Origin of the sequence: Lysobacter enzymogenes, assembly GCF_017355525.1 — a bacterium.
Lineage (GTDB): Bacteria > Pseudomonadota > Gammaproteobacteria > Xanthomonadales > Xanthomonadaceae > Lysobacter > Lysobacter enzymogenes_C.
On the sequence record NZ_CP067395.1, the window covers coordinates 494,201 to 518,141 of the forward strand.

Genomic DNA, 23,941 nt, shown 5'->3' on the forward strand with positions numbered 1-23,941 from the left:
TACGTTTCGTTTCCGGAGTCGTCATGAATTGCAAGTCGCGCATCCTCGGATCTCGCCTGCTCGGACCGGGCCTGCTCGGATCCAGCCTGGGCTTGTTGCTCATCCTCGCCCCGCATGCCGATGCGCAGAAGCGCCGCGCGGCGGCGCCGGCGAAAGACAACGCGGCCCACGCCGCCGCGATGGCGCGTTCGGCCGAGACCTGCCCGGAGCATTCCGACGCCCGCACCCGTCCGGGCGTCGCCGCGGTGCCGGCGGCCGCGCTGAAGGTGTTGGAGTCGCACGGTTACGCGTTGTGCCCGGACACGCGCCTGGACACCACCACCCCGGTGGTCTGGTACGGCAAGCAGGGCGTGTTCGCCTGGAACCCGGCCAACGGCGCGGCGACCAAGGTGCTCGCCGCGCAAGCGGCGGCGTACGCGCGCAGCGACGAGTTCCCGTCGGCGACGGTGGTGTGGAAGGCCAACGGCAAGCTCGCCGAAGGCGCGCTGGTGCCGGCGTTCCGCAAGCGCTGAGCCGCGGAGGCGACGAGGCGCATCCGCGCGCGTCGTTCGCGACCCGAACAACAATACGTGCGCGCACGCTGACACAACAGCGTGCGCGTTTTTATTTGCAGCTGCATTCCTCAGGCGCCGATCGCAAGCGCCGAGCCCTTGCTGCGCTGATTCGCAGCATCGCCCGCTCGTTGCGACTCGAACGACATTGCGTTCGCGCGCGCCGCGATGCGGCATTGCGAGCGATCTTGTACACAGTGCTCACGATGCGAAAAAACACACGAGGCGTGGTAGGGAGCACGCGCGTTGCATGCGTTTAGGTCAGGGATGCGCGTCGGCGGCCTCGTGGTTCCGCCGTCCGCAGCTTTGCCCGCCGCAGCCAGGAATCCCCCATGCCCCGCGTTCCGAACCGTAAGCGTCCCTCGTCCGCTCGCCCGCGTCGCCGCTCGCTCGCCCCGCTGTCCGTCGCCATCCTCTCGGCCCTGCTCGCCGTGCCCGGACTCAGCGCCGCGCAAACGACGAGCGGCCTTCCCGGCGACGCCGACAGCTGGCGCAGCGAGGAATTCGAACGCGATTGGGGCCTGGGCGCGATCAACGCGCACTACGCGTATGCACGCGGCCTCACCGGCGCAGGGGTCGCGATCGGCCAGTACGACACCGGCGTCGGCCTGGACCATCCCGAGTTCGCCGGCCGCGGCCATGTCGCGCTGACCCTGGCCGAACCCGGCTGCTCCGTCGATCCGTCGCTGGCGGTGATGCGCGGGCCGGGCCGTTGCTTCGCCACCCGCGGCGACGTCCCGATCATCGGCACCGAGTACGTCTATCCGTTCAACGGCGCGAACTACAACTACACCGAGTACGGCAACCACGGCACCCACGTCGCCGGCACCATGGTCGCGCAGCGCGACGGGCAGGGCATGCACGGCGTCGCCTTCGGCTCGCGCCTGGTCACCGCGCGCTTCTTCGGCGACACGGTGTATCGCTGGGATCAGGACTCCAGCGGCAAATGGCAGCACAACTACATCGCCGGCAGCGCTTACGGCAGCGAAAAGCCGATCATCGACGATCTTTACGCGCAGATGGGCGCCAACGGCGTGCGCGCGGTCAACATCGAAATCTGGCTGCCGGTGAAGGCCGGCGAGGCCAACACCCGCGCGGCGATCGAGCGCGAGTACCGCAGCGGCCAGGACTATTACGACGCCTACATGAACGGCGCCATCGCCCACGGCATCGTCAACGTGGTCGCGCTCGGCAACGACTCGGGCAACATCGCCAACATCTATCCGGGCATGCCGACGTTCCGGCCGGAAGCGCAGCCGTATTGGCTCAGCGTGGCCAACGTCGCGCGCAACGACGACGGCAGCTACGCGATCGCGCCGAGTTCGAGCATCTGCGCCTACAGCAAGGACTGGTGCGTGTCCGCGCCGGGCACCGACATCTATTCGGCCAAGATCGGCGGCCGGGTCAAAACGACGATGCAGGGCACGCTCGACGGCGACGATCCCCTGGCCATCCTGCTCGACCGCTCCAAGCCGCAGTGGAGCTACGAGAACCTCACCGGCACCTCGATGGCCGCGCCGCACGCGATCGGCGCGCTGAGCCTGTTGTTCGAACGCTATCCGTATTTGAACGGCCCGCAGGTGCGCGACGTGCTGCTGACCACCGCCACCGACCTCGGCGCGCCCGGCGTCGACGAAATCTACGGCTGGGGCCTGATCGACCTGCGCAAAGCCATCGACGGCCCCGGCCAGATCCGCGTCGACACCGACGTGGTCATGGACCGCGCGGCCGGCGGCGCGAAAGTGTGGGACGGGCCGGCCTGGGACGATTGGCGCAACGACATCGGCGGCCCGGGCGTGCTGACCAAGTCCGGCGCGGGTTGGTTGCGGCTCAGCGGCAACAACGCGTTCGGCGGCTTGCGCGTCGCCGGCGGCGTGATGGAACTGACCGGCCGCAACGCCTACGCCGCGCAGGTCGACGGCGGCGCGCTGGTCGTCAACGGCACGCTCGACAGCGCGCAGCTGCCGGTGCATGCCGGCGGCGTGCTCGCCGGCAGCGGCCGCATCGTCGGCGATGTGCGCATGGAAGGCACGCTGTCGCCCGGCAATTCCATCGGAACGTTGAGCGTGCAGGGCGACTACACCCAGGCCGCGGGCTCGACCTATGTCGCCGAAGTCGCGGCCGACGGCCGCGCCGACCGCATCGACGTCGCCGGCAAGGCGCTGCTGCAAGGCGGCACGGTGCAGGTGCTGTACGCGCCGGGGCGCTACGTGCTCGGCCAGAACTTCAATCTGCTCAACGCCGCCGGCGGCGTCAGCGGCCGCTTCGCCGGCGTCGACCAGGGCGCGCTGTCGCCGTTCCTGCAGTTCGGCCTGAGCTATGCGGCGAACGCGGTCGCGCTGGACGTGGTGCGCGGCGCGTCGCTGGCCTCGGCCGCGACCACGCCGAACCAGCGCGCCGCGGCCGCCGCGGCCGATGCGCTGGCGGTCGGGCAGGGGCTGCCGCAAGTGTTGACCCAATTGTTCCCCGCGCAGGCGCCGGCCGCGCTCGATGCGCTCAGCGGCGAAGGCCACGCCAGCCTGCGTTCGATCGCCGTCGACGACAGCCGCCATGTGCGCGACGCCGCGCTGGCGCGCGCGCGCAGCGGCCGCGGCGGGTTCGCCGCGGACGGCGACGGCGCTTCGCAGGGCGCCTGGGTGCAGGCGCTGAAATCCGGCGGCACGCTCGACGGCGACGGCAACGCCGCGCGCAACGAGTACAACGGCTCGGCGACGCTGGTCGGCTACGATTACCGCTTCGCCAACGGTTGGCGGATCGGCGCGCTCGGCGGCGGCGGCCGCATCGACAACAATAACGACCGCCTCGACAAGGGCCGGATCAAGAGCATCCAGATCGGCGTGTACGCAGGCCAGAACTGGGGCCGTTTCGGCCTCAGCGCCGGCTATACGCAAGCCAGCCAAGACCTGACCCTGGAACGCCGCATCGGCTTCGACGGCTTCGCCGACCGCACCCGCGCGGCCTACGACGGCAAGACCCGCCAGGGTTTCGTCGAAGGCGCTTACCGCTTCGGCGGCGCGGCCTGGGGCGTGGAGCCGTACCTGCAGTTCGCGCAGGTGCGGGTCAAGACCGATGCGTTCCAGGAAACCGGCGGCGCCGCTGCGTTGAGCGGTCGCTCGGCGCAGAGCAAGGTCGATGTCTCGACCCTGGGCGTGCGCTTCAATCTCGACCTGAAAGGTTCGCAGCAGGACCAGAGCTGGCTGAGCCTGCGCGGCGGTCTCGGCCGTCGCCATGCCAGCGGCGACCTGACGCCGGTCGCCCAGGTCGCCTGGCGCGGCGGCGCCGCGTTCGACACGGCCGGCGCGCCGCTGGCCGACGACGCCACCGTGCTCGAAGCCGGCGTGGCCGCGCGCCTGAGCGCGAACGGTTTGCTCGAGCTGAACTACAGCGGGCAGTTCGGCGACGAAGCCGACGACCACGGCGTCAACGCGCGCTACTCGCTGCGGTTCTGAACGACCGAGTCACCGGCGCCTCCCGGGGCGCCGCGGGGCCGCAACGGCGCGAGGCCGTTGCGGCCTTTTTCGTTTGCGCGATCCGCAGCGGCCGACGCAGGCGCTGAGCTCGCAGCGATGCACCGTCGCCGGTTCGTGAACGCGAGCTACACCGATCTCGCCGCAACGGCGCGAACAACGGAAATTTAATTCTCCCGCGACCACGCTCCTCGCTATCGTCGCCCCGTTCCGATCTGCGCGCCTCGCGCTGCCCGTATCGCCGCTGCGGTCCCGCCGGCCGCGGCCGCGAGCCGTGGCAGCGCGCATCGGCAGCGCCGGTTCCGCGTTCGCGCCGCGACGCCGGGCGAACGCCGCAGACGCATCGCGCAAACACCGATCTTCGCAACCGAGGCGCCATGCATCACGAGCCATCGCAGGAACTGCCGCTACGGCTCAGCGCGATCGCCATCGCCCTGGCGTCGACGGCGTTCATGGTCTGGCTGCTGATGACGGTGCCGACGCCGTTGCCGCGGGCGACGCAGCTGGACGTGGTCTGGATCGAACGCGTCGCGCCGGCCGACGCGCCCGCAGTCTCGCCCGAACCGCCGCCGCAACGCAGCCAGGCGGCGGCCGCAGCGTCGCCGCGCGCGGCGCGCTCCGCATCGGCCGCGCCAACGCCGCCCACCGCGCCGTCCGCGAGCGCGCCCAAGCTCGCGCCCGCCGCACCGGCCAAGGCCGCGCCGTCCACGCAGCTGTACACCGTCGAAGGCCGCGTCGCGCTCGCCGCGAATCCCGAATTCGATCCGATGAAGCGCAAGACCTACATCCCGGGCAGCGACGAGGACCCGGCGGCGAACAAGGTCCGCAACGCCTTCCAACGCCCCAATCCGTTGCCGCCGGAACCCGCCGGTTTCGCCATGGGCACCGACGGCACCTTGGGCGAGGCCTTGATGGAAAAGCTCGACAATCGCCTGAAGAAAATCGCCGAGAAGCTGCCGGGCCGCAAACAGATTCAAGAAGTGACCGCACGGCCGCCGCCGCCGGTGCGCTTCAACCCGGCCTTGCACGAGCGCCCGTCCGATCTCGGCAGCGAGGCCACCGGCGACGCTTACAAGGCCGCGCCGATCGCGTTCGAACGCGCGCCGGGCCTGAAGGGCGAGGCCAGCGCGCGCATCCGCGCAGCCATCGGCGAACTGGAAACGCGCCGCCGCGAATGCGGCCTGGACCGCTTGCGGCAGTGGCTGGCGCCGGCGCTGGCGGGCCTGGACGAGTTGCAGCGCATCGAATACGCCTACGGCCACGGCGCCGACCCGATCAGCGCCCGGCAGTTGCTGCCGCGTTCGGCCGACATGGCCTACGACCGCGCGCGGCGGGCGATCTGGTACGCGGACAAGCAGGGCGAGAGCTGCGCGAAGTCGTAGCCGCGCGGCGTCGCCGATCTCGTCGCGCTGCCGCGTGGCGCCCGACGCCTTACCCCGCGCCGCCGCCTGCCGTATGCTTCGCGCTCCCACCCAGGAGCGAAAGACACGTGGATCTGGAAACGATCGGTGAAGTGGTGCAAATCGACGACGTGCAGGAAGTGAACCAGCGCCTGCAGGACGGCTGGGTCGTCCTGGCCGTGGCCACCGGCACCAAGAGCGGCGGCGAGCCGTGGCTGCGCTACTCGATGGGCCTGCCCTACGAGGACGAAGACGAGGAAGACGAGGACGAAGAAGAAGGCGACGAGGACGAGGAAGAAGACGAATAAGTCCGCTTCTGTCGCACCGTCTTCGAACCGCGAAGGCCGGCGCAAGCCGGCCTTCGCGTTTTTTGCGTCGAGGCCGCACGCCGCCGCTCAGGGCAGATGGCTGGAGCTGTTGTCCACCATCAACCGCGAGCAAACGCCGTTGGCGTCCGCGGAGAACGCTACGAACGAGGACGGCGAAATGGTCCGGGCGATGTCGACGACGGCCGGATCCACCGAGATGCAATACAGGCTCCCTTGCTAGTTCAGCGCGCGGCAGCTCACGTACACCTGGGTGAGGCCGGGGTAGGGATAGGACGAGTCGGGAATGCCGTATTTGACCGCGCAGCCGATTTCCGCGCGCGGATCGGCGCTGCGCCGCGCCGCGTTGAGCCCGCCCGAGGCCCCGCGCCCCGGCAGGTTGAGCGACACATCGCCGCCGAAGTATTGGTTTCCCGCATGCGCCGCCGGGCAACACGCCAGCGCCGCCGCCAGCGCCAACAGCGCCGATCCGATTTTCATGATGTCTTCCTTTGCGGCGCGCCGGATCGCGATCGGGCGCGCGCTTGCGCGGACCTCGGCCGCAGCCGGGATCGGATGCGGCGGTCCGATGGCTGACTCGGAAAACGCGGCGAAACCGGCTCATGCCGGCGGCGCGAAATCGGCGATCGCTGCTGCGTATAAAGCTCGTTCACGATGCGCGCCCGGCGCGGCAGTAGAGTGCGGCGACGCCGATCGGCGCGACGGTTCGGGCCGATCATCACGACGGGGTTTCACCAGGGAGAGTCGCCTTATGTTCAAGCATCTTGCAGCCGCGTTGTTTCTCGCAAGCTTGGCCCTCGGCACCGCCGCGGCCGCTCAGCCGCAGGCCGTTCGCGTCGACGCGACGAGCAAGCAGACGGCCGAAGCGTCGTACAAGGTCATGATGGACGGCCGCTCCGAAGACGAGCGGCGAAAGCTGTCCTTGGCGATATTGGTGCTGAACCTGGAAGACGTAGGCAGTGCCCGGGACGCGATGCAGAACCCGGAACTCGATGCGCCGTCGATCGGCCGCATCAAGGACAAGGTCGCGGGCCTGACCGCGGACGAGATCATTGCGCTGGCGGCGCGCAGCACCGCGATCCACGTCGAAACCCCGGCGCAGTAGGCGCCGCTGCGATTGCGCAGAGGATGAAACAAGGCCCCGCGATGCGGGGCCTTTCGTTGTCGCGCTGCGGCCGGACCTTTGCGGCGGTCTGGCCGAAGCGGAGTTTACGCCGCGGGCCCGCGGCCCCTGAAGAACGAAATCACCGCCAGAATCAAGAACACCACGAACAGGATCCAGGCGATCTGGCTGGCGGCGCCGGCGATGCCGGTGAAGCCCAGGACGCCGGCGATGAGGGCGATGACTAGGAAAATTACGGCGTAGTGAAGCATGTCGGATCTCCGGAAGTCGTCGACGCGGACGCGTCGGCCAAAAAGAGGGCCCGACGGGGCCCTCTTTGTTGTGTCGATCAGGCGGATGGTTCAACGCTGCGGATTCTGTCCGCCGCCCTGCTGTCCGTCGCGATCCTGATCGCCCTGCTTTTTCTCGCCCGGATTCTGCTCGCGGCGCTCGCGATCCTTCTGGTCGTGTTGATCCTGCTGGCCTTGTTGGCCCTGCTGTCCGGGTTGGCCTTGCTGTTGGTTGCCCATGTCTGCACCTCGCTGATGGATCCGAGCCGGAGTCGATTCGGATGCATCGAAGCTGCGCGTTGCAGGGTTAACGACGGATCGCCGATGCAGGCCGATTGCCTCACCTTGCGGGAACATGCGCCTAACAAGCGAAGCGAAGGCCGGGCGCGTTCTCGGTTCGGCGCTGAATCGTTCAGAAGAAAAATGCGGGCGGCTCGTTCAACGCGCGCGCAGACCGAGCGAGATGCGGCCGAGATGGATGAATTCGGCCGGCGCATCCGCCCGGCATTTCCGGTTCTGCTCCCACACCCGCACCCACACCGCCGCGACCACTTCGCGGGCCTGGTTCCACTCCAGCCGCGACTCGCTCGCCGTGCGGCGATAGCGCACCATCAACTCGTCGAGCATTTCGGTGATGTCGCGGCCATTGGCCTTGAGGCAGGCGTCGATGCCGAGTTTCAGCGCGGGCTTCACATCGTCCCAGCGCACGTGCTTGCAGTGGGGAAGCTCGCGGAAGTTCGCTCTCCAGTGGCTGAGTTCCGCGTCGGAATCGACGACCAATCCGACATCGCGTGCATCGGTTTCGAAAGCGTGCATTCCCATTGGCGATTTCCTTTTGAAGTCTTGCGGGTGTCCCCTGAAGGGGCTGAACCTAGGTAAGCGCGTGTCGCCGATGCGTGAATTTCGCGCAGTCGATAAGTGGAATCCGCGTATGCGTCGTTTCATCTGAACTGTTCAGTTCGTGCGAGTGCGTTGTGTCGGGAAATTCGCGGCGCCGGCGCGTGGCCGCGGCATGTTCACTTCGTCCGAAGCGTCGGCGCGTTAGCTTGGGGCCACGTCAGATTTCGCGAGGCAACTATGGCCAGCAAGTCCAAGCGTGCATCCGTCGACGGCGGCAGCGGCAAGTCCGCATCGACGGATTTCCTCGTCGCGGCAACGCAGACCGCGACGCGGCAGAAGAAGATCCAGTCCAAGGTCGACGCCGTCGACGCGCGCAAGGCCAAGAAAAAGCAAGACGTCAAGCCTGCCGTCCAAGCAGGAGCGCGGCCTCAGCCCAGCAATCCGCTGCCGAAGCAGCATCAGCAAAAGCCCGGACAGGAAAGCCAGCTGAGCCCCGCGCCGCGCTTCAGGGCGCCCGACTACCTGGGCAGCGGCAAGCTGGCGGGAAAAGTCGCGCTGGTGACCGGCGGAGATTCCGGAATCGGCCGCGCGGTCGCGGTGCTGTTCGCGCGCGAAGGCGCCGACGTGGCCATCGCTTACCTGAGCGAGCACCAGGACGCGCACGATACGCGCGGCCTGATCGAAGACGAAGGCCGGCGCAGCCTGGCGATCTGCGGCGACGTGCGCGATTCGAAATTCTGCGACAGCGCCGTGGCCGAAGTGCTGGCCGCGTTCGGCGGCCTCGACATCCTGGTCAACAACGCCGCGTTCCAGCAGCACAGCGATGCGCTGGAGGACCTCAGCGACGAACACCTGCGCGAGACGCTGGAGACCAACATCGCCGGCTACTTCCACATGGCGCGCGCCGCGTTGCCGCATCTGAAGCAAGGTTCGGCGATCATCAACACCGGCTCGGAAACCGGCTTGTTCGGCAACAAGCGCCTGCTCGATTACTCGGCGACCAAAGGCGCGATCCATGCGTTCACCCTGTCGCTGGCCAGCCAGTTGCTGCCGCGCGGCATCCGCGTCAACGCCGTCGCGCCCGGGCCGGTGTGGACGCCGCTGAATCCGGCGGACCGGCCGGCCGAGGAGGTCGCGGATTTCGGCAAGGACAGCGACATGGGGCGGCCGGCGCAGCCGGAGGAAATCTCGCCGGCGTACGTGTTCCTCGCCTCGCCGGTGATGTCGTCCTACGTCAACGGCGTGGTGTTGCCGGTGATGGGCGGGCCGCGCGGCTGAAGCGCCCGTCTGCCGATCCGCGTCCGCGCGCGGCCGCATTGCGCGAACGCGCGCCGGGCTATTGTTCGTCCAGGCGGAAAACGGGGCGTCCGGTGTGGCGCCTGTGCTGGACACCGACCTTCACCCGGCGTCCGGATTCGAACAGCTCGGGGGACCACAGCGACAGTTCCGAGCCGTCGTCCAGGCGCACGACGCAACTGGCGACCGCGTTGGTCGCGTAGCGGCCGACCGGCTTTCGGCAATCGACGATGCGGCCTTCGACGAACGAGACCGGACCCTGCGGCGCGTCTTGTTCCAGCCAGGACAACTGGACCAGCACGATCATCGCCGCGCTGATGCAGACCGCGATCGCTATCGTCGTGGAGATCTTCATCGCGAAAGCTTTGGGCAGCGGGCGGCCGGACGGACGTCAAGTGTAGATGCTACGAGACTGGGCGCAGTGTATCGGCCGCCGCGGCGGGTGCAGGCGGCCGCGTAACAGCCGCGAGCGCCGACGGCGCCGCCCGATCGCCGCAGGCACAAAATAGGCCGGAAACCCTAGAAGGTATTCCGGCCTGTCTTGTCGGATCCTCGCGGATCCGTTTGATGGTGGAGGTGGGCGGAATCGAACCGCCGTCCGAAGGCACTCCATCCCCGGCACTACATGCTTAGCGCTCCGTTGGATCTCGTCCCGGGACAGCACGGCGCGCAAAGCGCATCCAAGGACCAGCCTGCTATAGGTTGACCGGGAGCTGGCAGGCGGCGGCTCCCGGCGATTCCGTGATAGTGACCCTACGCTGCGAGCACGGACACAAGCAGTTTCGGGGCTTACGCCTTAAGCGGCGAGAGCGTAGTTGTCGTCGTTGGCAACTAGAGTTTTGCAGCTGGATTTACGAGGAAAGCTACCCCCTCGGCATGCGCCAAGCGATTTCGCGACCCCCGTCGAAGCCAGTGCACCCCCGGGGAAACTGCGTTACTGCGTTGACCCGTTCAGTATAGGGGCTGCGGGGCGGTTCTCAAGTCCGGCGTGGACGGCGGTGGGGCGGCGCTCAGGCGCAAGCATCGCAGCAAGGCCTTGCGGCCCGAGGCGGTCGGCGCCGGCCAAAGTCGGCGGGCGCGGCGGCATCGGGCCTGAAGGCCCTTCCACAGACGCTTTTACCGATCCGCCGTACCGCGGGCTCAGTTGCCGTCGAGCAACTCGATCAGCGCGCGGCGCTTCTTGCGCGACAGCTTGCGCATCAGGCCCATCAGCCGCAGCTCGTCGGGATCGCTGTACTTGGCGGCGTTTTCGCGCACCGACAGCGACTTGCCTTCGATGGTGCCGCGGCCGGTCGCCAGCCATTCGAAGCTGACGTGCTGCTGCACGGCGATCTGCAGCATCCGCTCCAGTTCGGGCAGGGCCAGGCCGACCAGCCATTTGCGCGCGGTTTCGCGGCTGACGTCGTAGTAGGCGGAGAGGGCGCCGGTGCGGGCGCGGCCCTTGGCGAAGCCGGAGAAATCCAGGGCCTGGTGCAGCCGGTTGGCGAATTCTTGGTGAGGCGCGTTGGTCATAGGTCTCGCCGGAGCATCCTGCAGGGCTAGAACGTGGGGCGCCGGTTGGCGGCCCGGCCGCATGGGGCGGGGCGCGGAACGCGGAGCGCAACTCATTGTTGCGTATTCTCGCGTAAAAACATCACTCTTTTTGCTTGTTGAAAAGAGCAATTTCAAATGGTAATTTTTCCCGGCACGGATGCAGGCAAGGACAGGGCCATGGAACGGCTGAATCGCAGCAACGGCAATACCTGGGCGGACGGGTGCGACGATCGCGCATGCCAAACCGGCATGGCTTCGCGACAGGATCCGCAAAACGGAAGCGGCGTCACGAACCCGCTCGAATCGCAGGTCGAATGTGTGGTGGAAAACGGCTCGCGCGGTGATAACGGGCGCGACCGACGGCGGGCGCCGCCGAGTGCGCGGCCGAATCCGATCGAACGCTATATCGCGTGTTTCGTCACCGTACGCGCGGCCGCGGATGCGGCCGGGGTGTCGACGGCGATGCTGCGGCGGATGCGCGCGCGCGGCTATGTGTCGACCCGGCAGCGGGCGCTGAGGATGGCGCGGGCTTGCGGGTTCCGGCTGCAGGCGGCGGAGCTGCTGGCCTTGCACCTGGGGGCGCCATGAACCCCGGGGTGGCGCAGGCCGCGCAGGCGTTGCCGCCCGGCGCGTGGCTGTGGCTGGCGGCGTTGGCCGCGGTGGCGTTCGCGGCGGCGGTGCTCGGCGGTTGGTTGTGGGGTGCGCGCTGCGCCTCGCGCGCGCGTCTGGTCGAGCGCGCCGACCGCAACGGCCGGGCGCTGCTGGAGCTGGCCGATGAGATCGAGCTGTACCTGTGGCAGCAACGCGCCGCCGGCACGCCGGTGCTGGTGCAGCAGCACTGGCCGCGCATGTGTCGACGGGCGGCGCTGGCGCATCTGGAGTGCATCAACGAGTTGATGCTCGAGCGGCCGATCCGCGATTAGCGTCGACGCGCGTGCTGCTGCGTTGAGCTTGGGGCGGGCCTGCTTCGAGGGGCTTGCTTCGACGGGCAGGCTTCGATGGACCTGCCTCGATGGACGTGCTTCTGCGGGCGCGCCGCTACGGACGCCTCGGCGCGGCCCGCTTCGACGAACCGCGCCGGATCGGGCCTGTCTCGCCTGGCGTGTCCGATGCCCATCCGCGATCCGGCCGCGCGCATCGCCGCGCCGGCCTGCGGTCGACGCGGCCCGCCGCCGCGATGGGCCTGTCCGAGCGCGGCTTGTATGCTTGGGCCGATGACGACGAACGATCCGGCCGCCCGCGCCGCTCCGCCGAACGAACCGGACTCCACGCCGGATTTTGCCGATGTCTCCGGGCTGATGCCGCGGCGCGGCTATGTGCTCGCATTCATTGTGTTCATCGTCGCCCTGGTGCTGGTGTTCACCGCCTGGCGGGTCGCGCGCGACCGCGAGCAGCGCTCGGCCCAGGTCGAGTTCATCGGCCGCACCACCCAGGTCACCGAACTGCTGCAGCAGCGGCTGGTCAACTACGAACTGGTCGCGCGCGGCGGCGTGTCGCTGTTCGCCTCGGTGCAGCGGCCGACCGCGGCGCAGTGGAAGGCCTATGTCGAAGGCATGAACCTGCAGCGCCGGTTTCCCTCGACCCTGGGGCTGGGCTTCACCGGCTACGTGCCGCAGCGGCTGCTGGTGCAGTTGCAGAACGAGTGGCGCGACGCCGGCTACGGCCTGCTGACGGTGCGCCCGTTCGGCCAGCGCGAGGTGTACGGGCCGATCCTGTACCTGGAGCCGAAGACCGCGGCCAATGTCGAGGTGATCGGCTACGACATGTTCGCCGAGCCGGTGCGCCACGCGGCGATGGAGGCGGCGCTGGAGTCGGGGCAGGCGCGGCTGTCGGGCAAGATCGCGCTGCTGCAGGACCGCCACGACGGGATCGAAAGCACCGGGCTGCTGCTGGTGCTGCCGGTGTACCTCGGCGGCGGCCGGCCGCAGAGCCCGAGCCTGCGCCGGGCCGAAATGCAGGGCTGGGTGTACGTGCCGTTCCGCCTGCAGAAGTTCGTCGACACTTCGCTGGCCGAGGGCCACAAGGGCCTGCGTTTCCGCATCTACGACGAGAGCGGCGGCGGCAACGCCTTGCTGTTCGAGACCGCCGGGCCGAAGCCGGCGCAGCCGGCGGCGTTCCTGCACAAGACCACGTTCGAGGTCTACGGCCGCACCTGGCGGATCGAATACGAATCGCCGCCGATCGAGCAGGCGGTGCCGCGCATGGAAGGCCTGCGCAACATGTTCGCGCTGGGCATCTTCACCGCGCTGCTGCTGTACGGCATCGCCCTGGTGCTGGCGCACACCGAATCGCGCGCGCGCCAGATCGCGATGCGCATGACCGAGGACTTCCGCCGCTCCGAGGCGCGCTTCCGCAGCGCCATGCAGTATTCGGCGATCGGCAAGGCGCTGCTGGACAGCGAAGGGCGCATCGTCGACGCCAATCCGGCCCTGGCCAACATCGTCGGCCTGCCGCGCGCGCAGTTGCTGGACCAGCGTTTCGACAGCCTGCTGGAAGACGAGGAAGCCGAGACCCCGGCGACGAACGCCGAGCGCAGCGACGAGGACGGCGTGCACCGCGCGACCCGCCGGCTGCTGCGCCAGCACGGCGTGGCCCGGCAGGTGCAGCTGACCTATTCGCCGGTGCCGGGCAAGGTCGGCCAGGACATCACCGGCCTGGTCCAGGTCGAGGACGTGACCGAACGGCTGCGCGCGGAGGCGCGCGTGCACGCGCTCAACCGCACGCTGGAAGCGCGGGTGGCGCTGCGCACGCGCGAGCTGAGCCAGGCCAACCAGGAGCTGGAAGCGTTCGCCTACAGCGTCTCGCACGACCTGCGCGCGCCGTTGCGGGCGATCGACGGGTTCAGCCGGATCATCGGCGAGAAATACGGCGACCGCTTCGACGAATCCGGCCGCGGCTATCTGGCGCGGGTGCGCAAGGCCGCCGCGCGCATGGGCGACCTGATCGACGCCTTGCTGAAGATGTCGCGCCTGACCCGCAGCGAGCTCAAGCACGAGAACGTCGACCTGAGCCGTTTCGCCGGCGAACTGGTCGAGGAGCTGCGCATGGGCGAGCCGCAGCGCGCGGTCGAGGTGCGGATCGCGCCGGGCCTGCAGGTGGTCGGCGATGCGCCGTTGCTGCGCAACCTGCTCGGCAATCTGCTCGGCAACGCCTGGAAGTTCACCCGCGACCGCGATCCGGCCCGGATCGAGTTCGGCGCCGCCGAGCTGCCCGGCGGCGGGCGCGAGTTCTACGTGCGCGACAACGGCACCGGTTTCCCGCAGGCCTATGTCGACAAGCTGTTCCGGCCGTTCCAGCGGCTGCACAGCGTCGAGGATTTCGCCGGGCACGGGATCGGGCTGGCGTCGGTGAAGCGCATCGTCGAGCGGCACGGCGGGACGATCCGCGCCGAGGGCAGCGAAGGCGAGGGCGCGGCGTTCTATTTCACCTTGCCGGGTGGCGGGCACGGGGGTTGAGGTTTCGCGGTCGCGGCTCGCGCCGCTCCTACAGGTAGCCCATGTAGGAGCGGCGCGAGCCGCGACCGCGCCAATTCGCCAACCGCGAACCTGTCGCCACAGGCGCACGCGAACGCGGCCGGCGCGTCCCCGCGCCAGCCGCCGCATGTTCGATCCGATTGGCCCGGCTACCGCGCCGCCGCCGCAACGAGCCTCACGCGTCGCGGTTGTGCCGCCGCATGACCCGCTGCTTCTCGCGCTCCCAGTCGCGCTCCTTGCTGGCTTCGCGCTTGTCGTGGCTCTGCTTGCCCTTGGCCAGCGACAGCCCGGCCTTGACCTTGTTGCCCTTCCAGTACAGCGCGGTCGGAATCACGGTGTAGCCGTCGCGCTGGACCCGGCCGATCAGGTTGTCGATCTCCTTGCGGTGCAGCAGCAGCTTGCGGCTGCGGCGTTCGTCGGCGACGACGTGGGTCGAGGCGGAGATCAGCGGGACGATCTGGGCGCCGATCAGATAGATCTCGCCGTGCAGCACCACCGCGTAGGCGTCGGTGATGTTGGCGCGCCCGGCGCGGATGGATTTGAGCTCCCAGCCCTGCAGCGACAGGCCGGCCTCGAAGTTCTCCTCCAGGTGGTATTCGTGGCGGGCGCGCTTGTTCTGCGCGATCGTGCCGCCAGCGCCGCCCTTTCCTTTATCCTTGGCGGTCTTGTTGTTTGTCTTAGCCATGCGGCGATTGTCTCCGATCCGGAGGCGGTTTGAGTAGCCGGTCGGCGGGCGGCAGCGGCGCGGGGCGCGTTTTCGCGGCCGGTTGCGGCTGCTTTAACCTGTTGCGGCCCGCTTGCGCCTTGCCCGAGCGGGCGGTCCGTCCCGAACCGGTTGAAACCCGCGCTGCGATCCCAATTAGCGAACACGATGCCTACCATCCGCCGCTCCGCCTTGGTCGAACACTCCGCCGCGCGCATGTTCGCGCTGGTCAACGACGTCGCCGCCTATCCGCGCCGCTTCGATTGGTGCGAGGCGGCGCAGGTGCTGGAGGCCGACGACGCGCACATGGTCGCGCGGCTGGACCTGGGCCTGGGCGCGTTGCGGACCTGGTTCACCACCCACAACACGCTGTCGCCGCCGCACCACATCGAGCTGAAGCTGGTCGACGGGCCGTTCCGCAAGCTCGGAGGGCGCTGGGAGTTCCACGCCCTCGACGAGTCGGCGTGCAAGGTCACCCTGACCCTGGAGTTCGAGCCGGCGGTGAAGCTGCTCGGGCCGGCGATGGCGCTGGGCTTCCAGAGCCTCGCCGACCGCATGGTCGACGATTTCGTCCGCGTCGCCGACCGCGGCGCCGAACCGGCGGTGCCGGTGGCGCCAGCGGGCGCGGGCCAGGGCGGCGGCGGGACGCCTGCGTGAAGATCGAGGTGGTCCGCGCCTGGCCGCGCCGGTTCGAGGCGGTCGCGCTGGAGCTCGACGAGGGCGCCACGCTGGCCCAGGCGCTGGCCGCGGCCGGGTTCGACGGCGACGCCGGCATCGTCGGCTACGCCGTGTTCGGCGTGCGCGCGGACGCCGGCACGGTGCTGCGCGACGGCGACCGGGTCGAGTTGCTGCGCGGCTTGCAGATCGATCCGAAGGAAGCGCGGCGGCGGCGGGCCGAGGAGCGGCCGCTCAAGAAGAAGTGATCGTCCCGGCTGGGGCGGGTCGTCTTTGGCGCTCAGGGAAGGCCTTCAGGTCCGAGGCTGTCGTTCCCGATCACCGCGACCCGAGGCAAGGGCATTGAACCCGAAGGCCCTCCCACAAAGGCGCAGAGCCTCGCGCCTGCAGGCCTCCACGAACGCAAAAGCTTCGGGCTTGTGGGTCTCGCGCAAACGAAACAGCCGCCTTTCGGCGGCTGTTTTCGCTGGACCCGGAGCGCGCCTCAGCGGCGCTTCTTCTTCGCGTCCTTGTCCTTGGCCAGGTTGCGGCCGAACTGCTTGACCGACGCAGCGGCGATTTCCTTGTCCTGCTCGGGGAAGTAGTCGCCTTCCCACTTGGTCAGGGCGTCGTTCTCGAACCACAGGGTCAGGTTCTTGCGCGAGGTGTGGCCGAGGCGGTCGACGCGCTGGGTCGAGGTGTAGTCCCAGCGGTTCTGGTGGAACGGGTCCTCGATCGACGGCGTGCCGATCAGGGTCTGCACCTGCTGCTTGCTCATGCCGGCCTGGAGCTGGTCGACCGCGGTCTTCTCCAGCAGATTGCCCTGATAGATGGGCTGCTTGTAGATGATGCCGCAGCCGGAAGTGACCAGGGCGAGCGAGAGAACGAGCAGGACTTTACGCATCGGATAGGAGTGTCGGCGGCAGTCGAAGGCAACGGGCCCGATGATACACTGAAGGGCGACCCCACCAAGGGCGGATCGCAGCGCGGGGCGGCCCCTCGCGTTCATCCGCCATTCCGGCCCGCCCGCCCAGTACGCCCTTCGCGGCGACGGCCAGCCGGTCTCCACCCGGGCCGGTTGGTTCCGGCCCATCGTCATCGAAGGGAACGCCCTATGGAATCTCAGGACCTGCGCAACGCCGGACTCAAGGTCACCCATCCGCGCATGCGGATCCTCGAGTTGCTGGAAGGCGCCAAGCCGCGCCACATGACCGCGGAAGACATCTACCGGATGCTGCTGGAAAAGGGCGAGGACATCGGCCTGGCCACGGTCTACCGGGTGTTGACCCAGTTCGAGTCGGCCGGCCTGGTGCTCAAGCACAACTTCGAGGCCGGCCAGTCGGTCTACGAGCTCGATCGCGGCCATCACCACGACCACATGGTCGACATCGACAGCGGCAAGATCATCGAGTTCGAAAGCAGCGAGATCGAGGAGCTGCAGCGCAAGATCGCGGCCGAGCACGGCTACCTGATCGAGGAGCATTCGCTGGTGCTGTACGTGCGCAAGAAGCGGTGAAGCGGGGTTGGGGGATGGGGAACTGAAGGCTCGTCCTCTATTTGCGGTTCGACGTTTCGATGCGAAAAAGCCCGCGAATGCGGGCTTTTTTGTGGGCGGCCGGCGCGGCGGTGCGGCTCAGGAGAAGATCGAGCCGCGTTCGTAGCCGAGCGCGCGCAGTTGCCAGTCGACGTAGAACGCCGCCGCCAGGCCCGCGACGAGGCTCAGGCCGAGCAGGACCGCGTTCAACTTGCTGAGCTTGCCGGTGCCCGGGGCGTCGAGCAGGTTGATGCCCTCCGGGCCGCGGATCAGGATGTTGAAGCCGGCGAACGCGAACGCCGGCGCGAGGATGGTGAACTTGCCGTTGTAGAACATCGCATCGGCGTGGCGCGCGGCCGATTCCAGCGCCTCGTACGCCAGCCACGCGCCGAGCGCGCCGGCGCCGATGGCGAGCAGGCCGGCGGTGCAGGACAGCCCGTCGCGCGGCGCGGGCTTGTACGGTTTCGGCGAGGTTGCGCTCATTCGATGTCCCCCTGTGGACACAGCCGGCGACGCGGGTGGCGCCGCGCTCAGATCACATCGGCCAGCAGCCGTCGCGCCGCCGCCCGCACTTCCTTGGTCAGCTCGACGCCGCCGAGCATGCGCGCGAGTTCCTCCTCGCGCTGCTTGGCCGCCAGCACCTGCACCGCGCTCTGGGTGACGCCTTCGCTGGCGGCCTTGGCGACGCGGTAGTGGGCGTGGCCCTGCGCCGCGACCTGGGCCAGGTGGGTCACGCACAGCACCTGGCGGCTGCCGCCGAGCGCGCGCAGCTTTTGCCCGACGATCTCCGCGACCGCGCCGCCGATGCCGGTGTCGACTTCGTCGAACACCATCGTCGGCACCGCGTCGAGGCCGAACGCGGCGACTTCGATCGCCAGCGAGATGCGCGAGAGTTCGCCGCCGGAGGCGACCTTGCGCAGCGGCCGCGGCGGTTGCCCGGGGTTGGCGGCGACCATGAATTCGACCCGCTCGGCGCCGTTCGGGTCGGGCCGGTCTTCGTCCAGCGGCTCGATCTCGACGGCGAAGCGTCCGCCGCCCATGCCGAGTTCGCCGATCAGTTCGGTGGTGCGCGCCGACAGCGAGGCGGCGGCGTTGCGGCGGGCGCGGCCGAGCGCGTCGGCGGCCGCGCGCCAGCGCTTGCGCGCGTCGGCGATTTCGCCGTCGAGCGTGTCCAGGCGCTCGCCGGCGCCGCGCAGTTGTTCCAGTTCGGCGCCGACGCCGTCGCGGGTGGCGGCGAGCTGTTCCGGCGCGACCCGGTGCTTGCGCGCCAGTTCGTGCAGGCGGCCGAGCTTGGCCTCGATGCGCTCGAACTCGGACGGGTCCAGGTCGAGGTCGTCGCGCACGCGTTCGAGCAGCGACAGCGCTTCGTCGATCTGGATCGCGGCGTTGTCGAGCATGGCGTCGACTTCGCTCAGGCGCGGTTCGTGCTCGGCGACGCGTTGCAGGTCGCCGCGCACCTGCTGCAGGTTGCGGGTCAGCGACGGGCCTTCGTCGCCGCCGATGCGCGCGAACGCGCTTTCGCAGGCGGCGATCAGGCCGGCGGCGTGGGCGTGGCGGCGGTGGTCGGCGTTGAGCTTGGCGATCGCCTCGGACTCCAGCGCCTCGCGTTCGAGTTCGGCGTGCTGGTGTTCGAGCCAGCCGATCCGGTCGGAGACGTCGCCCTGGGCGACCAGTCCGTCGCGTTCGCGCAGCAGCGCGCTCCACGCGCGCGCGGCCTGGACGACCGGTTCGCGCGCGCTTTCGTGACGGCCGTACGCGTCGAGCAGGTCGAGCTGGCTGGCGCGGGTCAGCAGCGCCTGGTGTTCGTGCTGGCCGTGGATTTCGACGAGGCGCGAAGCCAGTTCGCCGAGCTGGCCGAGGGTGACCGGGCGGCCGTTGACCCAGGCCCGCGAGCCGCCGTCGGCGCGGATCACCCGGCGGATCTGGCAGACCGGGGCGTCGCCGTCGCCGGTTTCGTCGAGTTCGTTGTCGCCGAGCCAGGCCGCAGCGAGCGGGGCGTCGTCGAGGGTGAAGTCGGCGACCAGCTCGGCGCGGTCGGCGCCGTGGCGGACCACGCCGCTGTCGGCGCGCAGGCCGCCGAGCAGGCCGAGCGCATCGACCAGCAGCGACTTGCCGGCGCCGGTTTCGCCGGAGATGACGGTGAGGCCGGGACCGAAGCTGAGTTCGGCGGCGGTGACGACGGCGAATTGCTTGAGCGATAGATGGGCGAGCATGCGGCGGCGATTGTGCCTGGGCGGGGCGGCGCCTGGGAATGGGCGCGCGGCGTGGGCGAGCGTAAGGGGAGGGCGGATCAGGGGCTGAGACGCGCGGCGGCGTCGATGGGGCATCAGTATGGTGGCGTTGGATGACGGGCGCGGGCGGAGGTTGCCCCGGTCGCGCTTGCGCAGGGCGGCAGGGCTTGGATCCAGGGCTTCGGCCGAAGCTGAGGCATCGAGGAGCCCGCGCATTTTCCCGCCGTCATCCCCGCGAACGCGGGGATCCAGGGCTTCGCCGGGACAATGCGCTGAAGTCTCTGGATCCCCGCCTTCGCGGGGATGACGGCAACAGGCTGGCGCGGCGACAGGTGCGTTGCCGGTCGCCGGCCCGCCCGTAGAGGGCGCACGCCGGCGGCCTTTTTGTATTGCCGGCCTCGGTTCCCGACCGCGCCTCATTCCCCTTTCCCGATCCCGCGCTTGCGCCCAGCCCCCGCCGCGCATATATCGGCGGCATGAACCGCCGAGCCAACGACCCCGCCCTCGACCCGCGCGCGCGCCAGCTGCTGCGCGCGCTGATCGGCCGCTACATCCACAGCGGCGAGCCGGTCGGCTCGCAGACCCTGGCCCGCCACGCCGGGCTCGACGTCAGCGCGGCGACGATCCGCAACATCCTGTCCGACCTGGAGGAGGCCGGCCTGCTCAGCGCGCCGCACACCTCGGCCGGGCGCATCCCGACCGCCCAGGGCTACCGCCTGTTCGTCGATTCGCTGCTGCAGGTGCGCCCGCTGCCGGAAGGCGAGGTGGCGCGGCTGCGCAGCGAACTGCCGTCCGGCTCGGGCACCCAGGCCCTGCTCGGCAGCGCTTCGGAGCTGCTGTCGGCGATGACCCACTTCGTCGGCGTGGTCAGCGTGCCCAAGCGCGAGCAGTTCGCGTTCCGCAAGATCGAGTTCGTGCCGCTGGACGCGCAGCGGGTGCTGGCGATCCTGGTGTTCGCCGATCAGGAGGTGCAGAACCGCATCATCCAGACCCGCCGCCCGTTCGAGACCGGCGAGCTGGAGCGCGTGGGCAACTACCTCAATGCCCACTTCGCCGGCCGCCCGGTCGCCGAGATCCGCGCCACCTTGCTGCTGGAACTGCGCAACGCCCAGTCGGAGATGCAGGCGCTGCTGGCGCAGTCGGTGGAACTGGCCGAGCAGGCGCTGGCCCCCGACAACGACGACATGGTCCTGGCCGGGCAGACCCGGCTGATGGGCGTGCAGGAACTGGCCGACCTGGACCGGCTGCGCGAGCTGTTCGACGCCTTCGCCCGCAAGCGCGAGATCCTGCAGCTGCTCGAACGCACGGTGCGCGCGCCCGGCGTGCGCATCTTCATCGGCGAGGAAACCGGGCTGGCGCCGCTGGAGGGCGTGTCGCTGGTGACCGCGCCGTACACCGCCGGCGGGCGGGTGCTCGGCGTGCTCGGGGTGATCGGGCCGACCCGGATGGCGTACGACCGGGTCATTCCGGTGGTGCAGGCCGCCGCCGATGCGCTCGGCGAGGCGTTTGGTCCAACCGAAGTGGACTAAGCCCCGCCGTCCCCTCCGAAGCCCGGCCCCCCAAGCCCCGCTTTTGCAGCTTCGGCTTTTGCACAAGGCCGTCAGCCCCCGGCCGTTGCGGCAAGCCCCTAGACCCTCCCGCCCAGGCCGACCAGGCCTCGCAAGCCGGCCCCGATTGTCCCAAAACCGCCCCCGAACCCCGACGCTCCCCGCCGATCCCGCACGATCGGCGCAGATGCGCGCCGTTTTGCGCCGCACGCCACTTGAATGCCGCCCCCCCGGCCCCATAGCTGGCCGTGTCGCGGACCACCGCAAGGAACCAGCATGAATCAACACGACCCGAACCCCGATCCGAACCTCGAGACCCAGGACCCGGCCGCCGCCGGCGCCGGCCTGTCCGAGGCCGATGCCCTGCGCGCCGAATTGAACAAGCTGCGCGAGGATTCGCTGCGCGAGCGCGCCGAACTCGACAACCAGCGCAAGCGCGTGGTCCGCGATATCGAAATGGCGCGCAAGTTCGCCAACGAACGCCTGCTCGGCGACCTGCTGCCGGTGATCGACAGCCTCGAAGCCGGCCTGTCCGCTGCCGGCGGCGATGCCGGCGCGCTGCGCGAGGGCATGGAGCTGACCCTGCGCCAGTTGCTCAAGGTCGCCGCCGACAACGGCCTGGTCGCGGTCGACCCGACCGGCCAGCCGTTCAATCCCGAACACCACCAGGCCATGAGCATGGTGCCGGCGCCCGGCGTGGCGCCGAACCATGTGGTCCAGGTCTACCAGAAGGGCTGGCTGCTCAACGAGCGCCTGCTGCGCCCGGCCCTGGTCGTGGTCGCCCAGGACGCCTGAACCGCGCCGCGCGGGCGCCGCGGCGGGGGCCGCGCGCAAGGCGTCCGCAACGGCGGTTTTACGGCTTGTCGGGGGCAGGGCACGGGCGCTTGAACTGCCCGGCACCGGGCCCCAAATAACGAACATCGGCGGCCTGCAGCGTTCCGCGCCGCCCCATACATTCCAGCATTGAGAGAGGGAGCAACAACATGGGCAAGATCATCGGCATCGACCTGGGCACGACCAATTCCTGCGTCGCCATCATGGAAGGCGGCAAGGCCAAGGTCATCGAGAATTCGGAAGGCGACCGCACCACGCCGTCCATCGTCGCCTTCACCAAGGACAGCGAAGTCCTGGTCGGCGCCTCGGCCAAGCGCCAGGCGGTGACCAACCCGAAGAACACCTTCTACGCGGTCAAGCGCCTGATCGGCCGCAAGATGACCGACGCCGAAGTGCAGAAGGACCTGGGCCTGGTGCCGTACGCGATCGTCCCGCACGAGAACGGCGACGCCTGGGTCGCGACCGCCGACGGCAAGAAGATGGCGCCGCAGCAGATCTCGGCCGAAGTGCTCGGCAAGATGAAGAAGACCGCCGAAGCCTACCTCGGCGAGCCGGTCACCGAAGCGGTCATCACCGTGCCGGCCTACTTCAACGACAGCCAGCGCCAGGCGACCAAGGACGCCGGCAAGATCGCGGGCCTTGAGGTCAAGCGCATCATCAACGAGCCGACCGCGGCCGCGCTGGCCTACGGCATGGACAAGAAGGGCGGCGACCGCAAGGTGGCCGTGTACGACCTCGGCGGCGGCACCTTCGACGTGTCGATCATCGAGATCGCCTCGGTCGACGGCGAAATGCAGGTCGAAGTGCTGTCGACCAACGGCGACACCTTCCTCGGCGGCGAAGACTTCGACAAGCGCGTCATCGACTACTTGGTCGACGAGTTCAACAAGGACCAGGGCATCGACCTGCGCAAGGACCCGCTGGCCCTGCAGCGCCTGAAGGACGCGGCCGAGCGCGCCAAGATCGAGCTGTCGTCCTCGCAGCAGACCGAAGTCAACCTGCCGTACGTGACCGCCGACGCCTCGGGCCCGAAGCACCTCAACATCAAGCTGACCCGGGCCAAGCTCGAGTCGCTGGTCGAGGACCTGATCAAGAAGACCATCGAGCCGTGCCGCATCGCGCTCAACGACGCCGGCCTGCGCGCCAGCGACGTGGCCGAAGTGATCTTGGTCGGCGGCCAGACCCGCATGCCCAAGGTCAGCCAGGCCGTGGCCGAGTTCTTCGGCAAGGAACCGCGCAAGGACGTCAACCCGGACGAAGCCGTCGCCGTCGGCGCGGCGATCCAGGGCGGCGTGCTGGCCGGCGAGGTCAAGGACGTGCTGCTGCTCGACGTGACCCCGCTGAGCCTGGGCATCGAAACCCTCGGCGGCGTGTTCACCAAGATCATCGAGAAGAACACCACCGTTCCGACCAAGGCCTCGCAGACCTTCTCCACCGCCGAGGACAACCAGTCGGCCGTGACCGTGCACGTGCTGCAGGGCGAGCGCGAGCAGGCCCGCTTCAACAAGTCGCTGGCGCGCTTCGACCTGTCCGGCATCGAGCCGTCGCCGCGCGGTATGCCGCAGGTGGAAGTGTCGTTCGACATCGACGCCAACGGCATCCTGCACGTCAGCGCCAAGGACAAGAAGACCAACAAGGAACAGAAGGTCGAGATCAAGGCCGGTTCGGGCCTGTCCGAGGAGGAGATCGCCAAGATGGTCGCCGACGCGGAAGCCAACCGCGAGGAAGACCAGAAGTTCCATGAGCTGGTGCAGGCGCGCAACCACGCCGACGCGCTGATCCACAGCACCCGCAGCGCGATCAAGGAGCACGGCGAGAAGATCCCGGGCGAGGCCATCGGCCGCGCCGAGGCGGCGATCGCCGAGCTCGAGACCGCGATGAAGGGCGACGACAAGGGCCAGATCGAGGCCAAGTCGCGCGCGCTGGAAGAAGCCGCGCAGTCGGTGCTGGCCGCGGCCGGCGCCGGTCACGCGGGCGGCGACGCCCCGGCCGGCGACGCCGGCGCCTCGGCCAAGTCCGACGATGTGGTCGACGCCGAGTTCACCGAAGTGAAGGACGACAAGAAGTAAGACGGGATTCGGGATCAGGGATTCGGGATTGGAAAGCGCCGCTTTCCGCCCGAGTCCCTCTCCGATCTGACGACTGCGCTGTTACGAATCC

Annotated in this window: 25 protein-coding genes, 1 other RNA gene and 1 pseudogene; 15 read left to right on the forward strand and 12 right to left on the reverse strand. The window is 69.2% G+C overall.

All coding sequences use genetic code 11. From position 1 onward, the window contains the following. The first annotated feature begins 23 nt into the window (after window positions 1–23). The 4 genes from JHW38_RS02350 to JHW38_RS02365 all read left to right on the forward strand — a co-directional run bounded on the left by JHW38_RS02350 (window position 24) and on the right by JHW38_RS02365 (window position 5,726). On the forward strand, window positions 24–512 hold the full coding sequence (locus JHW38_RS02350; protein ID WP_207524432.1) for a hypothetical protein: 489 nt from the start codon (window positions 24–26) through the stop codon (window positions 510–512). 371 nt (window positions 513–883) lie between these two features. Continuing rightward, the gene (locus tag JHW38_RS02355) at window positions 884–4,000 is read left to right on the forward strand and encodes an autotransporter domain-containing protein (RefSeq protein WP_207524433.1); all 3,117 of its coding nucleotides are present in this window, start codon (window positions 884–886) and stop codon (window positions 3,998–4,000) included. A gap of 395 nt (window positions 4,001–4,395) precedes the next feature. Then, window positions 4,396–5,400, forward strand: coding sequence for a hypothetical protein (locus JHW38_RS02360; RefSeq protein WP_207524434.1), 1,005 nt, complete (start codon window positions 4,396–4,398; stop codon window positions 5,398–5,400). A gap of 107 nt (window positions 5,401–5,507) precedes the next feature. Continuing rightward, window positions 5,508–5,726, forward strand: coding sequence for a hypothetical protein (locus tag JHW38_RS02365; protein ID WP_207524435.1), 219 nt, complete (start codon window positions 5,508–5,510; stop codon window positions 5,724–5,726). A 237-nt stretch (window positions 5,727–5,963) separates the two neighbouring features. Here the strand turns inward: JHW38_RS02365 and JHW38_RS02370 are convergent, their stop codons facing one another. Then, on the reverse strand, window positions 5,964–6,224 hold the full coding sequence (locus JHW38_RS02370) for a hypothetical protein (RefSeq protein ID WP_207524436.1): 261 nt from the start codon (window positions 6,222–6,224) through the stop codon (window positions 5,964–5,966). Between JHW38_RS02370 and JHW38_RS02375 the strand changes: the two genes are divergently transcribed. Further along, the gene (locus tag JHW38_RS02375; RefSeq protein WP_207524437.1) at window positions 6,223–6,849 is read left to right on the forward strand and encodes a hypothetical protein; all 627 of its coding nucleotides are present in this window, start codon (window positions 6,223–6,225) and stop codon (window positions 6,847–6,849) included. The two genes, JHW38_RS02370 and JHW38_RS02375, sit on opposite strands and share 2 nt — an antisense overlap. 104 nt (window positions 6,850–6,953) lie before the next feature. Here JHW38_RS02375 and JHW38_RS02380 read toward each other — a convergent pair whose 3' ends face one another. From JHW38_RS02380 to JHW38_RS02390, 3 genes are all read right to left on the reverse strand, one after another. Further along, the gene (locus JHW38_RS02380) at window positions 6,954–7,118 is read right to left on the reverse strand and encodes a DUF1328 domain-containing protein (protein ID WP_207524438.1); all 165 of its coding nucleotides are present in this window, start codon (window positions 7,116–7,118) and stop codon (window positions 6,954–6,956) included. Window positions 7,119–7,208: 90 nt separating this feature from the next. After that, entirely contained in the window at window positions 7,209–7,376 is a 168-nt protein-coding gene (locus JHW38_RS02385) for a hypothetical protein (protein WP_207524439.1), read from the reverse strand. A 198-nt stretch (window positions 7,377–7,574) separates the two neighbouring features. Beyond that, window positions 7,575–7,952 (reverse strand): hypothetical protein, encoded by a 378-nt coding sequence (locus tag JHW38_RS02390; protein WP_207524440.1) that lies wholly within the window; start codon window positions 7,950–7,952, stop codon window positions 7,575–7,577. Between the two features lie 261 nt (window positions 7,953–8,213). On the opposite strand from JHW38_RS02390, the gene JHW38_RS02395 reads away from it, so the two are divergent. Then, entirely contained in the window at window positions 8,214–9,254 is a 1,041-nt protein-coding gene (locus tag JHW38_RS02395) for an SDR family oxidoreductase (RefSeq protein WP_207524441.1), read from the forward strand. Window positions 9,255–9,312: 58 nt separating this feature from the next. On the opposite strand, the gene JHW38_RS02400 is transcribed toward JHW38_RS02395, so the two are convergent. The 3 genes from JHW38_RS02400 to JHW38_RS02410 form a co-directional block, all read right to left on the reverse strand. Next, window positions 9,313–9,627, reverse strand: coding sequence for a hypothetical protein (locus JHW38_RS02400; RefSeq protein WP_207524442.1), 315 nt, complete (start codon window positions 9,625–9,627; stop codon window positions 9,313–9,315). 213 nt (window positions 9,628–9,840) lie between these two features. Further along, window positions 9,841–10,194, reverse strand: a transfer-messenger RNA (tmRNA) gene (ssrA, locus tag JHW38_RS02405). A gap of 218 nt (window positions 10,195–10,412) precedes the next feature. Continuing rightward, window positions 10,413–10,784 carry a helix-turn-helix domain-containing protein gene (locus JHW38_RS02410; RefSeq protein WP_031373591.1) on the reverse strand — a complete coding sequence of 124 codons (372 nt, stop codon included), beginning with the start codon at window positions 10,782–10,784 and terminating at the stop codon, window positions 10,413–10,415. Between the two features lie 198 nt (window positions 10,785–10,982). Between JHW38_RS02410 and JHW38_RS02415 the strand changes: the two genes are divergently transcribed. The 3 genes from JHW38_RS02415 to JHW38_RS02425 all read left to right on the forward strand — a co-directional run bounded on the left by JHW38_RS02415 (window position 10,983) and on the right by JHW38_RS02425 (window position 14,260). Beyond that, a complete protein-coding gene (locus JHW38_RS02415; RefSeq protein WP_207524443.1) occupies window positions 10,983–11,393 on the forward strand; it encodes a hypothetical protein in 411 nt (136 codons plus the stop codon). After that, a complete protein-coding gene (locus tag JHW38_RS02420; protein WP_207524444.1) occupies window positions 11,390–11,728 on the forward strand; it encodes a hypothetical protein in 339 nt (112 codons plus the stop codon). Before JHW38_RS02415 ends, JHW38_RS02420 begins: the two co-directional genes overlap by 4 nt. Window positions 11,729–12,121: 393 nt before the next feature. Then, entirely contained in the window at window positions 12,122–14,260 is a 2,139-nt protein-coding gene (locus JHW38_RS02425; RefSeq protein WP_207524445.1) for a CHASE domain-containing protein, read from the forward strand. A gap of 193 nt (window positions 14,261–14,453) precedes the next feature. Here the strand turns inward: JHW38_RS02425 and smpB are convergent, their stop codons facing one another. Then, window positions 14,454–14,963, reverse strand: coding sequence for an SsrA-binding protein SmpB (gene smpB / locus JHW38_RS02430; protein WP_207524446.1), 510 nt, complete (start codon window positions 14,961–14,963; stop codon window positions 14,454–14,456). 186 nt (window positions 14,964–15,149) lie between these two features. On the opposite strand from smpB, the pseudogene JHW38_RS02435 reads away from it, so the two are divergent. Both JHW38_RS02435 and JHW38_RS02440 read left to right on the forward strand, forming a co-directional pair. Continuing rightward, a pseudogene (locus JHW38_RS02435) lies at window positions 15,150–15,572 on the forward strand (type II toxin-antitoxin system RatA family toxin); the annotation flags it as partial. A gap of 62 nt (window positions 15,573–15,634) precedes the next feature. Continuing rightward, window positions 15,635–15,904 (forward strand): RnfH family protein, encoded by a 270-nt coding sequence (locus JHW38_RS02440; protein ID WP_207524448.1) that lies wholly within the window; start codon window positions 15,635–15,637, stop codon window positions 15,902–15,904. Between the two features lie 32 nt (window positions 15,905–15,936). Here JHW38_RS02440 and JHW38_RS25860 read toward each other — a convergent pair whose 3' ends face one another. Both JHW38_RS25860 and JHW38_RS02445 read right to left on the reverse strand, forming a co-directional pair. Then, window positions 15,937–16,020, reverse strand: a complete 84-nt coding sequence (locus JHW38_RS25860; protein ID WP_428995304.1) for a DUF6053 domain-containing protein — start codon at window positions 16,018–16,020, stop codon at window positions 15,937–15,939. Between the two features lie 120 nt (window positions 16,021–16,140). After that, window positions 16,141–16,539 (reverse strand): outer membrane protein assembly factor BamE, encoded by a 399-nt coding sequence (locus tag JHW38_RS02445; protein ID WP_207524449.1) that lies wholly within the window; start codon window positions 16,537–16,539, stop codon window positions 16,141–16,143. 210 nt (window positions 16,540–16,749) lie between these two features. On the opposite strand from JHW38_RS02445, the gene fur reads away from it, so the two are divergent. Then, window positions 16,750–17,151: a ferric iron uptake transcriptional regulator gene (fur, locus tag JHW38_RS02450; RefSeq protein ID WP_123647909.1), complete on the forward strand. Its 402-nt coding sequence runs from the start codon at window positions 16,750–16,752 to the stop codon at window positions 17,149–17,151. Between the two features lie 117 nt (window positions 17,152–17,268). On the opposite strand, the gene JHW38_RS02455 is transcribed toward fur, so the two are convergent. After that, on the reverse strand, window positions 17,269–17,652 hold the full coding sequence (locus JHW38_RS02455; protein ID WP_207524450.1) for a hypothetical protein: 384 nt from the start codon (window positions 17,650–17,652) through the stop codon (window positions 17,269–17,271). Between the two features lie 47 nt (window positions 17,653–17,699). Further along, window positions 17,700–19,382, reverse strand: a complete 1,683-nt coding sequence (recN, locus tag JHW38_RS02460) for a DNA repair protein RecN (RefSeq protein WP_207524451.1) — start codon at window positions 19,380–19,382, stop codon at window positions 17,700–17,702. Window positions 19,383–19,876: 494 nt separating this feature from the next. On the opposite strand from recN, the gene hrcA reads away from it, so the two are divergent. The 3 genes from hrcA (at window position 19,877) to dnaK (ending at window position 23,850) form a co-directional block, all read left to right on the forward strand. Next, window positions 19,877–20,929 (forward strand): heat-inducible transcriptional repressor HrcA, encoded by a 1,053-nt coding sequence (gene hrcA, locus JHW38_RS02465; protein WP_207524452.1) that lies wholly within the window; start codon window positions 19,877–19,879, stop codon window positions 20,927–20,929. 294 nt (window positions 20,930–21,223) lie between these two features. After that, entirely contained in the window at window positions 21,224–21,742 is a 519-nt protein-coding gene (gene grpE, locus JHW38_RS02470; RefSeq protein ID WP_207524453.1) for a nucleotide exchange factor GrpE, read from the forward strand. 188 nt (window positions 21,743–21,930) lie between these two features. Beyond that, window positions 21,931–23,850, forward strand: coding sequence for a molecular chaperone DnaK (gene dnaK / locus JHW38_RS02475; protein WP_207524454.1), 1,920 nt, complete (start codon window positions 21,931–21,933; stop codon window positions 23,848–23,850). The last annotated feature ends 91 nt before the right edge of the window (window positions 23,851–23,941 follow it).